At 42.6% G+C, this 12,760-nt stretch carries 6 protein-coding genes, 6 tRNA genes and 3 rRNA genes; 13 read left to right on the top strand and 2 right to left on the bottom strand.

What is annotated here, in order from left to right; genetic code table 11:
• Positions 1-22 precede the first annotated feature (22 nt).
• From DCE79_RS17670 to DCE79_RS17660, 3 genes are all read left to right on the top strand, one after another.
• Entirely contained in the window at positions 23-1,798 is a 1,776-nt protein-coding gene (locus tag DCE79_RS17670) for an ABC transporter ATP-binding protein (RefSeq protein WP_199912346.1), read from the top strand.
• Between the two features lie 56 nt (positions 1,799-1,854).
• Complete coding sequence (locus DCE79_RS17665; protein WP_108714253.1) at positions 1,855-2,568, top strand: N-acetylmuramoyl-L-alanine amidase; 714 nt, start codon at positions 1,855-1,857, stop codon at positions 2,566-2,568.
• Between the two features lie 73 nt (positions 2,569-2,641).
• Complete coding sequence (locus tag DCE79_RS17660; RefSeq protein WP_108714252.1) at positions 2,642-3,697, top strand: P-loop NTPase; 1,056 nt, start codon at positions 2,642-2,644, stop codon at positions 3,695-3,697.
• Between the two features lie 40 nt (positions 3,698-3,737).
• Here DCE79_RS17660 and gerD read toward each other — a convergent pair whose 3' ends face one another.
• Complete coding sequence (gene gerD / locus DCE79_RS17655) at positions 3,738-4,349, bottom strand: spore germination lipoprotein GerD (RefSeq protein WP_108714251.1); 612 nt, start codon at positions 4,347-4,349, stop codon at positions 3,738-3,740.
• Positions 4,350-4,495: 146 nt separating this feature from the next.
• Here gerD and DCE79_RS17650 point away from each other — a divergent pair, with 146 nt between their 5' ends.
• Positions 4,496-5,176: a KinB-signaling pathway activation protein gene (locus DCE79_RS17650; RefSeq protein WP_108714250.1), complete on the top strand. Its 681-nt coding sequence runs from the start codon at positions 4,496-4,498 to the stop codon at positions 5,174-5,176.
• A gap of 77 nt (positions 5,177-5,253) precedes the next feature.
• On the opposite strand, the gene DCE79_RS17645 is transcribed toward DCE79_RS17650, so the two are convergent.
• Positions 5,254-5,898 carry a polysaccharide deacetylase family protein gene (locus DCE79_RS17645; protein WP_108714249.1) on the bottom strand — a complete coding sequence of 215 codons (645 nt, stop codon included), beginning with the start codon at positions 5,896-5,898 and terminating at the stop codon, positions 5,254-5,256.
• 259 nt (positions 5,899-6,157) lie between these two features.
• Between DCE79_RS17645 and DCE79_RS17640 the strand changes: the two genes are divergently transcribed.
• From DCE79_RS17640 to DCE79_RS17600, 9 genes are all read left to right on the top strand, one after another.
• Positions 6,158-7,710, top strand: a 16S ribosomal RNA gene (locus DCE79_RS17640).
• A 322-nt stretch (positions 7,711-8,032) separates the two neighbouring features.
• A 23S ribosomal RNA gene (locus DCE79_RS17635) occupies positions 8,033-10,960 on the top strand.
• Between the two features lie 124 nt (positions 10,961-11,084).
• Positions 11,085-11,200, top strand: a 5S ribosomal RNA gene (gene rrf / locus DCE79_RS17630).
• The 16S, 23S and 5S rRNA genes sit together here, the layout of an rRNA operon.
• An 843-nt stretch (positions 11,201-12,043) precedes the next feature.
• Positions 12,044-12,119: transfer RNA gene (locus DCE79_RS17625), tRNA-Asn, on the top strand.
• A 119-nt stretch (positions 12,120-12,238) separates the two neighbouring features.
• A tRNA-Glu gene (locus DCE79_RS17620) sits at positions 12,239-12,313 on the top strand.
• Positions 12,314-12,360: 47 nt separating this feature from the next.
• Positions 12,361-12,436 (top strand) — tRNA-Val (locus tag DCE79_RS17615).
• 28 nt (positions 12,437-12,464) lie between these two features.
• A tRNA-Tyr gene (locus DCE79_RS17610) sits at positions 12,465-12,548 on the top strand.
• A gap of 13 nt (positions 12,549-12,561) precedes the next feature.
• Positions 12,562-12,636, top strand: a tRNA-Gln gene (locus tag DCE79_RS17605).
• Between the two features lie 14 nt (positions 12,637-12,650).
• Positions 12,651-12,723 (top strand) — tRNA-Lys (locus tag DCE79_RS17600).
• The last annotated feature ends 37 nt before the right edge of the window (positions 12,724-12,760 follow it).

The raw sequence follows: 12,760 nt of genomic DNA, 5'->3' as shown, positions 1-12,760 counted from the left end.
TCAACAAGCACCACGCCCTCCAATGGGGCATCCAGGTGGAAGATTTAACGGCGGCCCTATTGTGAAGCCAAAAAACCAAAAACAAACACTCCTAAGAATTTGGAGTTATTTACGTGTTCAAAAACTAGAACTTAGTAGTGTTGTACTCTTCGTTATTATTAGTACATTACTAAGTTTAGTAGGACCGTTTTTAATCGGGAAAACGATTGATGACTATATTGTAAAGTTTGATGTATCTGGTGCGATTCGTATGGCGCTAATTTTAGCGGGTGTATATATCGCCTCTTCATTACTGACATGGCTTCAAACATTTGTGATGATTCGCGTATCACAAAAGACGATTCGTCGTGTTCGCCAACAACTATTTGAGCAGTATCAATCATTGCCATTATCGTTCTATGATAAAAAACAGCAAGGCGATTTAATGAGCCGTATGACAAATGACGTGGAAAACTTAAATGCGGCATTGTCGCAAAGTGTTATTCAAATCGTCTCGTCCTTTTTAACGATTGTCGGTACAGCATTTGCCCTGTTTTATTTAGACTGGCGTTTAGCGCTTGTGACATTAATTGTTATTCCATTAATCGTTTGGGCAACAAAGCAAATTATTAAACGAAGTAGTGTGAACTATAAAGCGCGCCAACGTGATTTAGGTCAGTTAAATGGTTATATCGAAGAAACGATATCGAATGCTGATATTATTACACTGTTCGGTAAAGAGACAAAGACGATGGAAGAATTCAATGAAGCCAATGAAAGATTACGTAGCTCTGCGATGCGTGCAGATACGATTTCAGGCTTCATGGGACCAATCAATAACTTTATGAATAATTTAGGGTTAAGTTTGGTTATTGGTGTCGGGGCAATCATGGCGGTTACAAGTGGACTATCTATTGGGGTTATTGCCTCATTTGTCACGTATACGCGCCAATTTTTCCGCCCGATTAATCAGCTGTCAAACTTACTCAACACTTTCCAGTCAGCAATTGCCGGTTCAGAACGTGTATTTGAAATTTTAGATGAGGCACGAGAAGTAGCGGATGTGGAACAGGCAAAAGCAAAAAATAAACTTTCTGGTGATGTCACATTTGAAGGTGTTGAGTTTGCGTACGAACCAGGAAAGCCTGTACTGCGCGGAATTGACTTCCATGCAAAAGCTGGAGAAACCATTGCGATTGTAGGGCCAACTGGATCAGGGAAAACGACGATTATTCAACTATTAACGCGTTTTTATGATACAACGGGTGGACGCATTTTACTTGATGGTGAGCCCATTGAACAGTATAAAATGACAAATGTACGTGATCATGTGGGGGTTGTATTGCAGGATACGTATTTATTCTCGGGAACGGTACGAGAAAATATCCGATTTGGAAAGTTGACGGCAACGGATGAAGAAGTCGAAAAGGCAGCCAAAATTGCCTATGCACATAACTTCATTAAGTATTTACCGGATAGCTACGATACGGTACTGACAAGTGGGGGCTTGAATTTAAGTCAAGGACAGCGCCAATTAATTGCGATTGCTCGTGCGATATTGGAAGATCCAGATATTTTAATTTTGGATGAGGCTACGTCAAGCGTGGATACGATGACTGAAGTTCACATTCAAAAGGGCTTAAATAACTTAATGCAGGGCCGTACAAGCTTTGTCATTGCGCACCGTTTAAAAACGATCGAAAATGCAGATCAAATCCTTGTTTTAAAAGATGGACAAATTTTAGAACAAGGAAATCATGAGAGTTTAATGAATCATGACGGCTTTTATGCAACATTGCAGCGTCAGCTAATGGCTTAAACTGTGAATAAACCACCGCTCCTTTGCGTATAGTAGGCAAAAAGGGCGGTGTTTTTTTGCGACGTTGGCTAGCACTTATATTTGTGATTTTTTGTTCGATGATGGTCGTAGTATACGAAACGAGCGCATCCGATAAACGATTCTTTTTACCAGAGCCATTAGGTGGCGTGAAAATTGTATTGGATGCTGGACATGGAGGACAAGATGGTGGCGCATCAAACGGAGATGTCATTGAAAAAGATATTACGCTCGCGATTACGAAAAAGGTGGCACGGCAATTAACGCGTTTAGGTGCAGAGGTAATTTTAACACGCTCAACAGATGGCGATGTATTAAGTGAACATGCACCGAGTGAACAGTTTTCTACGAATCGGGAACGCAAAAAGCAGGATATCTTTTTACGAGAAGCACTTGTGAAGAAACATGAACCGGATTTATTTATTACCATTCATGCAAATGCGATTCCGAATAGTAAATGGCGAGGGGCGCAAGTGTTTTATCATGAAAGTGGACATCCGAATGGTGAAAATTTAGCTAAGGCAATTCAACAGACGATCCGAGAGACAATGGAAAATACGGACCGTGAAGCATTATCGATTAAACAAATATACTTATTAAAGAAGGTTGAAGTACCAGCCGCGTTAGTAGAGACTGGATTTATTAGTAATGAAGAAGAGCGGAAATTACTTGCAACAGATAGCTATCAAGACAAAATGGCGTTTGCGATTGCACGGGGTATTGAAAATTTTATCAATGTAAAAATCGATTAGGCATCCTATAATAGCAATACGAAACGATTATGATATACTAACTATGGATATTTCATTTAGGGGAGTGTTTGATGTGTTAAACGAGCAACAAGTTCTAGAACTAGTAGGTCAATTACAAGATCCGTTTTTACATAAATCATTAGCAGAAACAAAAGGTGTAACAAACGTTTCGATTAAAGCAGAAAAAGGTCATGTCAGTGTTCGTATTGCAATCGCTAAAACAAATACGCCTGAACAAATGACACTTCAAATGAAAATTGTTGAAGTGCTAAAAGAAAATGGCGCCGCTTCAGTTGGTATTCGTTTCGAAGAGTTATCTCAAGATGTATTACAATCATTCCGTGGACAAGCTACTGAAGCGGAAGCTCAAGATATTTTATCACCATTATCAACCGTGAAATTCATTTCGATCGCATCTGGTAAAGGTGGCGTAGGTAAATCTACGGTTTCAGTAAACATGGCAGTTGCATTAGCACGCCTTGGTAAAAAAGTAGGTTTAATCGATGCTGATATTTATGGTTTCTCTGTCCCTGACATGATGGGCGTTACAGAAATGCCAGTTGTCAAAGAAGATCGCATTTATCCGGTAGAACGTCTAGGGGTAAAAGTAATTTCAATGGGCTTCTTCGTTGAAAACAACGCACCAATCGTATGGCGTGGTCCAATGCTTGGTAAAGTATTAGATCAATTCTTCCGAGACGTGGAGTGGGGCGAATTAGATTATCTTCTATTAGATTTACCTCCAGGCACAGGTGACATAGCACTAGACATTCACCAAATGTTACCGGCATCAAAAGAAATCATTATAACAACACCTCACCCAACAGCAGCATTTGTTGCAGCACGTGCAGGTGCAATGGCATTACAAACAAACCATGAAATTTTAGGTGTTATCGAAAATATGGCATGGTATGAAAATAAAGCAGGCGAAAAAGAGTATTTGTTCGGTCAAGGTGGCGGTCCTAAATTAGCCGATGAATTACGTACGAAACTTTTAGGCCAAATTCCATTAGGTCAACCAGATTGGACGGACGAAGATTTCGCGCCATCTATTTATGCAGCTGACCACACAACAGGTAAAATTTATTTACAACTCGCAGAGCAAGTGATTGCGGAATTAGATAAATAAGCAAGACGAAACACGCCATTGTCGGACAATGGCGTGTTTTTTATTGGGAGCTTTTTTCCTTGCTGTCTTCTTGTTTTTTTGATTCTTCCCCAGATTCTTTTTCAGAACCCTTGCCAGATGACGAAGCTTCCCCGCTTTTTTTAATCAACTCTTGCCATTTGGTTTGTAAAAGTGGATTTTCAATTGTCTCCATAACGGTTTTTTCAATTTCTTTTCGCATTGTTGTCCCTTTTAAAATGGTTTCTAACTGTTTTTGCATTTCAGGTTGGTTAAAAAAAGAAATTAAATCTTCTTGGTACGAAGCGTCATTCATAAGATCCTTCATAAGATCCTGTTGTTGCTTTTTCATGCTCTTCGCAAAGGATTCTTTAAACTTCGGGTCTTCAAAGGTTTTAATCCAAAATTCACTGGCTTCATCAGATAGGAGTGTTTCCTCCGTCGCCTTTTTCACTTCCTCTGTATCTAAAACAAGCAATTCACGAAAACTCTTTTCCTCAAAAAGCTGCCGAATCGCCTTTTTTCCGTCATCCGTTTGTACAGCATCAACCATAATTTTTTTAACTTCGTCATAAGAAAGCGTCGTTGTTTTGGCATCACTACAGCTGGCTAAAAATAAAAGAGAAAAGATAAGCCAAATCGCGCGCGACTTCATTGAATCAGTCCTTTCTATACTAAAGCGCTTTCGTTTATTGTTCACAATTTTATAAAAAGTATGTAACAACTTTGGCAGAAGGTCGCTTTTTTTAAGTTCACTTGATAAAATATACAAGTATATTAAAAATTGGGGGACAATTAGTCGTGACAATAAGAAACTGGGTTAAATTCGCTTTTTGGGCGTTATTAATCGGTGGTATCGTAAATGCAGTAGCTTCGTTAATTATTCGTTGGGACTTTTACCAACCATATTTAGTGAACGGAGAAATTGTTGAATTTTTAGCTGCGGTTGTATGGAATATTGTTTTAGGGATGACAATGAGTGTAATGGCACAAGCTGGCTTTTTTGCTTATTTAACGATACACCAAGTTGGCGTAAATGTTTTTAAATCTTTAACACTTTGGAATTGGGTGCAAACAGTATTAATTATCATCGTGCTTGTGGATATAATTGTTTTCCGATTCGCTCCGGGTGCAGATAAAGCGACAGATTGGATTGTTTACGGATTTTTATTAGTTGTATTAGTTGGTTCGGCAATTGCCACAGCTATTAAAAAAATCAAGATGACACAAAAACCACATGTACTTGTTTCAACCATTTTCTTTATGATTGTAATCACATCATTGGAATGGATTATTGCATTAATGGGAAGACAAGCTAATATTGATATCTATGTTGCGTTATTATTATTCCCACTTGTTGCGGTAAATGCATACCAAATTTTAATGCTGCCAAAATATAATTCACAATCAGAAGCAGATCGAAAAAAATTAGAAGAACGTCGTAAAGCGCGTAAAGAATTAGCGAAAACAGCGAAAGCATAATAAGTAATGGCCGTCCAAAGGGAAATACTTTTTGGACGGCCATTTTATTAATTTTATTGTTATAGGTAGTTCAATTTTTAAGGATATCGCTTTGTTGAAATTTTATAACCGAATATATTTTCTTCTATAGAGAGAAACGGATGCTGTTGTATAAATTCATTAATAGATTCAAAAGAAATACTTTGTCCTCGATGTAATGGAATACTAATAAATTCACCATCTGATAATTGTAAGCTTGGCGCGGTAATAGATATAGAGGGAGCGATTGTATTAATCCCGTGGTCATGTAATGTCTTTTGAAGTGCAGGTGTTACATTATAATCTGTTGTTGCAAACCAAAGAGGTAATTGATTGAATGCACTTTGAAACTGTGCGAGTTGTTTTTCTAGTAAAGTGCTATCTTCATACTGTTCATTTGGTGAACCGAGGAGACCGACTTCGATATTTTTTTCGATTAGTTGTTTTACTATTTCTGGACTTCTCATCATCCAATCGTTTTCTATTAGAAATAGCGGATAAGGCTCGTGAAGAGTGGCAATCCATTCTGCTAATCCTTGATGTGAATAGCTAAGTTCAACGATTAAACTATAGCCATAATGACCTTTTGTGATGATGGTAGGCGCTTCAGTCAATTGAAATGTAGAAATAATACTGTTTTTTTCTTCGAAGTAGAAAAGGACCAAAAATACACATAAAACTAGTGACACCAACGTTTTGAACATATTATAATACCCACTTCCCAATAGATTTAAACGCAAATAATGAACTTCTATAAAAAAACTTATGAAAAAGTGTTGACGGATATAACAATGCGGTGGTATTATAAGTAAGTCGCCAAGAGATATTGCGACAAACGAAATAAAATGAACCTTGAAAACTGAACAAGCAACGTTAATGAAACAAAGCTTCTTAAATGAAGCAAAAATAGATATCAACTTTTAGTTGATACGCTAGCAAAGCAAATGAGCTTTCAAACTAACTATTATGGAGAGTTTGATCCTGGCTCAGGACGAACGCTGGCGGCATGCCTAATACATGCAAGTCGAGCGAATGACGAAGAAGCTTGCTTCTTCTGATTTAGCGGCGGACGGGTGAGTAACACGTGGGTAACCTACCTTACAGATTGGGATAACTTCGGGAAACCGGAGCTAATACCGAATAATATTTTTCTCCTCATGGAGAGTTATTGAAAGACGGTTTCGGCTGTCACTGTAAGATGGGCCCGCGGCGCATTAGCTAGTTGGTGAGGTAACGGCTCACCAAGGCAACGATGCGTAGCCGACCTGAGAGGGTGATCGGCCACACTGGGACTGAGACACGGCCCAGACTCCTACGGGAGGCAGCAGTAGGGAATCTTCCACAATGGGCGAAAGCCTGATGGAGCAATGCCGCGTGAGTGAAGAAGGATTTCGGTTCGTAAAACTCTGTTGCAAGGGAAGAACAAGTAGCGTAGTAACTGGCGCTACCTTGACGGTACCTTGTTAGAAAGCCACGGCTAACTACGTGCCAGCAGCCGCGGTAATACGTAGGTGGCAAGCGTTGTCCGGAATTATTGGGCGTAAAGCGCGCGCAGGTGGTTCCTTAAGTCTGATGTGAAAGCCCACGGCTCAACCGTGGAGGGTCATTGGAAACTGGGGAACTTGAGTGCAGAAGAGGATAGTGGAATTCCAAGTGTAGCGGTGAAATGCGTAGAGATTTGGAGGAACACCAGTGGCGAAGGCGACTATCTGGTCTGTAACTGACACTGAGGCGCGAAAGCGTGGGGAGCAAACAGGATTAGATACCCTGGTAGTCCACGCCGTAAACGATGAGTGCTAAGTGTTGGGGGGTTTCCGCCCCTCAGTGCTGCAGCTAACGCATTAAGCACTCCGCCTGGGGAGTACGGTCGCAAGACTGAAACTCAAAGGAATTGACGGGGGCCCGCACAAGCGGTGGAGCATGTGGTTTAATTCGAAGCAACGCGAAGAACCTTACCAGGTCTTGACATCCCATTGACCACTGTAGAGATACAGTTTTCCCTTCGGGGACAACGGTGACAGGTGGTGCATGGTTGTCGTCAGCTCGTGTCGTGAGATGTTGGGTTAAGTCCCGCAACGAGCGCAACCCTTGTTCTTAGTTGCCATCATTTAGTTGGGCACTCTAAGGAGACTGCCGGTGATAAACCGGAGGAAGGTGGGGATGACGTCAAATCATCATGCCCCTTATGACCTGGGCTACACACGTGCTACAATGGACGATACAAACGGTTGCCAACCCGCGAGGGGGAGCTAATCCGATAAAATCGTTCTCAGTTCGGATTGTAGGCTGCAACTCGCCTACATGAAGCCGGAATCGCTAGTAATCGTGGATCAGCATGCCACGGTGAATACGTTCCCGGGCCTTGTACACACCGCCCGTCACACCACGAGAGTTTGTAACACCCGAAGTCGGTGAGGTAACCCTTGTGGAGCCAGCCGCCGAAGGTGGGATAGATGATTGGGGTGAAGTCGTAACAAGGTAGCCGTATCGGAAGGTGCGGCTGGATCACCTCCTTTCTAAGGATTTTTCGGAATCATTCCTTCGGGGAATGAAACATTAACGTTTGCTGTTCAGTTTTGAAGGTTCATCGAAAGATGAAAAACTTCAAAAAAATATTTGCTCCTGTGGCTAGCGCTATTGTCGCAAAGCTGCATGAAGTAAATTCAGCGAAACTTATTCACGATGTGATTGAAGTTAGCTGCTTTGTTCTTTGAAAACTGGATAAAACGACATTGAAAGCAATAAACAAATTTTCTATTAGTAATAATAGATCACAAACGTCAAGTAATTGACGTGCAAACTTAAATCTTGAACTTGTTCAAGTTTAACTAAACTTTTGGTTAAGTTAATAAGGGCGCACGGTGGATGCCTTGGCACTAGGAGTCGATGAAGGACGGCACTAACACCGATATGCCTCGGGGAGCTGTAAGTAAGCTTTGATCCGGGGATTTCCGAATGGGGGAACCCACTATCTTTAATCGGATAGTATCTACACGTGAATTCATAGCGTGATGAGGACAGACGCAGAGAACTGAAACATCTAAGTACCTGCAGGAACAGAAAGAAAATTCGATTCCCTGAGTAGCGGCGAGCGAAACGGGAAGAGCCCAAACCAAAGAGCTTGCTCTTTGGGGTTGTAGGACATTCTATACGGAGTTACAAAAGAATGAGCTAGACGAAGCGACTTGGAAAGGTCCGCGAAACAAGGTAAAAGCCCTGTAGTCAAAAGTTCATTCCCTCCAGAGTGTATCCTGAGTACGGCGGAACACGTGAAATTCCGTCGGAATCTGGGAGGACCATCTCCCAAGGCTAAATACTACCTAGTGACCGATAGTGAACCAGTACCGTGAGGGAAAGGTGAAAAGCACCCCGGAAGGGGAGTGAAATAGATCCTGAAACCGTGTGCCTACAAGTAGTTAGAGCCCGTTAATGGGTGATAGCGTGCCTTTTGTAGAATGAACCGGCGAGTTACGATTACGTGCGAGGTTAAGTTGAGAAGACGGAGCCGCAGCGAAAGCGAGTCTGAATAGGGCGAATTAGTACGTGGTCGTAGACCCGAAACCAGGTGATCTACCCATGTCCAGGGTGAAGGTGAGGTAACACTTACTGGAGGCCCGAACCCACGCATGTTGAAAAATGCGGGGATGAGGTGTGGGTAGCGGAGAAATTCCAATCGAACCTGGAGATAGCTGGTTCTCTCCGAAATAGCTTTAGGGCTAGCCTCGTGATTGAGAATACTGGAGGTAGAGCACTGTTTGGACTAGGGGCCCATCTCGGGTTACCGAATTCAGACAAACTCCGAATGCCAGATATTTATACACGGGAGTCAGACTGCGAGTGATAAGATCCGTAGTCAAAAGGGAAACAGCCCAGACCACCAGCTAAGGTCCCAAAGTAATCGTTAAGTGGAAAAGGATGTGGCGTTGCTTAGACAACCAGGATGTTGGCTTAGAAGCAGCCATCATTTAAAGAGTGCGTAATAGCTCACTGGTCGAGTGACACTGCGCCGAAAATGTATCGGGGCTAAACGATTCACCGAAGCTGTGGATGCATCCGTATGGATGCGTGGTAGGAGAGCGTTCTAAGGGCGTTGAAGTCAGACCGGAAGGACTGGTGGAGCGCTTAGAAGTGAGAATGCCGGTATGAGTAGCGAAACATGGGTGAGAATCCCATGCACCGTATGACTAAGGTTTCCTGAGGAAGGCTCGTCCGCTCAGGGTTAGTCGGGACCTAAGCCGAGGCCGATAGGCGTAGGCGATGGACAACAGGTTGATATTCCTGTACCACCTCCTCACCGTTTGAGAAATGGGGGGACGCAGTAGGATAGGGTAAGCAGAGCGTTGGTTGTCTCTGTTCAAGCAGTAAGGCGTGTATGTAGGCAAATCCGCATACTTTAACGTTGAGCTGTGATGACGAGCTCGTATGAGCGAAGTTCCTGATTTCACGCTGCCAAGAAAAGCCTCTATCGAGGTGAGAGGTGCCCGTACCGCAAACCGACACAGGTAGTCGAGGAGAGAATCCTAAGGTGTGCGAGAGAACTCTCGTTAAGGAACTCGGCAAAATGACCCCGTAACTTCGGGAGAAGGGGTGCTCTTTAAGGTGAATAGCCATGAAGAGCCGCAGTGAATAGGCCCAGGCGACTGTTTAGCAAAAACACAGGTCTCTGCAAAACCGTAAGGTGACGTATAGGGGCTGACGCCTGCCCGGTGCTGGAAGGTTAAGAGGAGTGGTTAGCGCAAGCGAAGCTGCGAATTGAAGCCCCAGTAAACGGCGGCCGTAACTATAACGGTCCTAAGGTAGCGAAATTCCTTGTCGGGTAAGTTCCGACCCGCACGAAAGGCGTAACGATCTGGGCACTGTCTCAACGAGAGACTCGGTGAAATTATAGTACCTGTGAAGATGCAGGTTACCCGCGACAGGACGGAAAGACCCCGTGGAGCTTTACTGTAGCCTGATATTGAATTTTGGTACAACTTGTACAGGATAGGTAGGAGCCAGAGATTCCGGAGCGCCAGCTTCGGAGGAGGCGTCAGTGGGATACTACCCTGGTTGTATTGAACTTCTAACCCATACCCCTTAGCGGGGTAGGAGACAGTGTCAGGCGGACAGTTTGACTGGGGCGGTCGCCTCCTAAAGAGTAACGGAGGCGCCCAAAGGTTCCCTCAGAATGGTTGGAAATCATTCGAAGAGTGTAAAGGCATAAGGGAGCTTGACTGCGAGACCTACAAGTCGAGCAGGGTCGAAAGACGGGCTTAGTGATCCGGTGGTTCCGCATGGAAGGGCCATCGCTCAACGGATAAAAGCTACCCCGGGGATAACAGGCTTATCTCCCCCAAGAGTCCACATCGACGGGGAGGTTTGGCACCTCGATGTCGGCTCATCGCATCCTGGGGCTGTAGTCGGTCCCAAGGGTTGGGCTGTTCGCCCATTAAAGCGGTACGCGAGCTGGGTTCAGAACGTCGTGAGACAGTTCGGTCCCTATCCGTCGTGGGCGTAGGAAATTTGAGAGGAGCTGTCCTTAGTACGAGAGGACCGGGATGGACACACCGCTGGTGTACCAGTTGTTCTGCCAAGAGCATCGCTGGGTAGCTATGTGTGGACGGGATAAGTGCTGAAAGCATCTAAGCATGAAGCCCCCCTCAAGATGAGATTTCCCATTACGCAAGTAAGTAAGACCCCTGAAAGACGATCAGGTAGATAGGTTCGAGGTGGAAGTGTGGTGACACATGGAGCTGACGAATACTAATCGGTCGAGGACTTAACCACATTTTATTGCACAACTCAATGAAACGTTTATCCAGTTTTGAAAGAACAATTCTTTCTAAAAGGAACGTCTACTAAGAACGTCACGTCCTGTGACAACGTAGACGCCAGTACATCCGTGTACAAGTGAAGTGATGATGGCAAAGAGGTCACACCTGTTCCCATACCGAACACAGAAGTTAAGCTCTTTAGCGCCGATGGTAGTTGGGGGTTTCCCCCTGTGAGAGTAGGACGTCGCTTCGCTCAAGAAGTCGCTGCTGATTCAGTCAGTAGTGGCTTTTTTATTTTTTCTAAAAGTTTATTGTACATAATGTAGTTTAAATAGATATCTAAGAAGAAGTTAACGATTATAAAATCGGTGGCTTCTTTTTATTATGAAAAATTTGAAACATTTATGAAAATCTAAATAAGCAGTGGTACTGAATTGAAATTAAGGAATGAAAAAGGCAGAAAAGAATACTGTATGTAACAAGCGCTGAATTCGGGTTGTTATACGTTGAATAACGAAGAATCATATAAAACAACCTACTCCATCAATAGAACAAATAGAGAGGTGATGGGAAGATCCTGGTATGTATAAGGATCTTGTTAATTCAAAGTGATTGATTAGTCGTTAAAATAGCTTTGTAAAGACCATAAGAACTAACTTAATGACTATCATGCATACAGAAATGGTTTATCGATAAAGACAACGGAGAACTCCAATAAGAGCTTATAAGCTTAAAAGGTTAGCAGAGGTTTTATCTATGCTATACAATGGATTCCATCTATTCCATTTAATAAACGTGATATTAATGGAAATATTGTTAATTAGAAAAGGAAAAATTAATATCATATGCGTATGTTGAAGATGAAAAAGGGTTACTATACAGTAAGTAAGGCGCTTTATGTATCTTTAATTGTAGTTACTTCATTGATTACATTAGTAGGAGTAAATGCATATATCTTCTCGTTTAATTTAAATAATCTAAAAATATTGAAATGTTTTTAAACTATTTAAAAAAATCGCTTGTATAAATTTAAAACCTTGCTATAATAAAAAATGTACTAAAGAGAAGCACTCAAGTACATACATAATAATAGCGTTCCGAAGTAGCTCAGTTGGTAGAGCATCCGGCTGTTAACCGGCAGGTCGCAGGTTCGAGTCCTGCCTTCGGAGCCATTTTTTTTTGCTTTTTTATAAAGAAGAATATTTTTCTGAAAAAGTTTTAAAAAAGGGTTGCACTGCTATAAAAATGATGATATTATAAATATTGTCTTAAAGAGAACGTCATTATAAATGGCCCGTTGGTCAAGCGGTTAAGACACCGCCCTTTCACGGCGGTAACACGAGTTCGATTCTCGTACGGGTCACCATTTTTATTAAGGCTACATAAAAGAATATTGATAACACTTGTTAGTATGGAGGATTAGCTCAGCTGGGAGAGCACCTGCCTTACAAGCAGGGGGTCGGCGGTTCGAGCCCGTCATCCTCCACCATCTATTTTTAACAGTGTTATATTGTGTCGGAGAGGTAGCGAAGTGGCTAAACGCGGCGGACTGTAAATCCGCTCCTTAGGGTTCGGCGGTTCGAACCCGCCCCTCTCCACCATCTTTTAAATGTTTGGGGTATAGCCAAGCGGTAAGGCAACGGATTTTGATTCCGTCATGCCCTGGTTCGAATCCAGGTTCCCCAGCCATTTTTTCTTTTTATGAGCCATTAGCTCAGTTGGTAGAGCATCTGACTTTTAATCAGAGGGTCGTAGGTTCGAATCCTACATGGCTCACTTTTATTTAAATATACGAAGTGCACTTAAATATAAA

The organism is Lysinibacillus sp. 2017, assembly GCF_003073375.1.
GTDB lineage: Bacteria > Bacillota > Bacilli > Bacillales_A > Planococcaceae > Solibacillus.
This window is presented reverse-complemented; position numbering and strand designations above follow the sequence as displayed.

Bases quoted from the DNA above. Each gene is read 5' to 3' on its own strand.
- DCE79_RS17670 (WP_199912346.1), top strand. From the start codon at position 23: ATGGGGCATCCAGGTGGAAGATTTAACGGCGGCCCTATTGTGAAGCCA.
- gerD (WP_108714251.1), bottom strand. From the start codon at position 4,349: ATGAAGTCGCGCGCGATTTGGCTTATCTTTTCTCTTTTATTTTTAGCC.
- DCE79_RS17645 (WP_108714249.1), bottom strand. From the start codon at position 5,898: ATGTTCAAAACGTTGGTGTCACTAGTTTTATGTGTATTTTTGGTCCTT.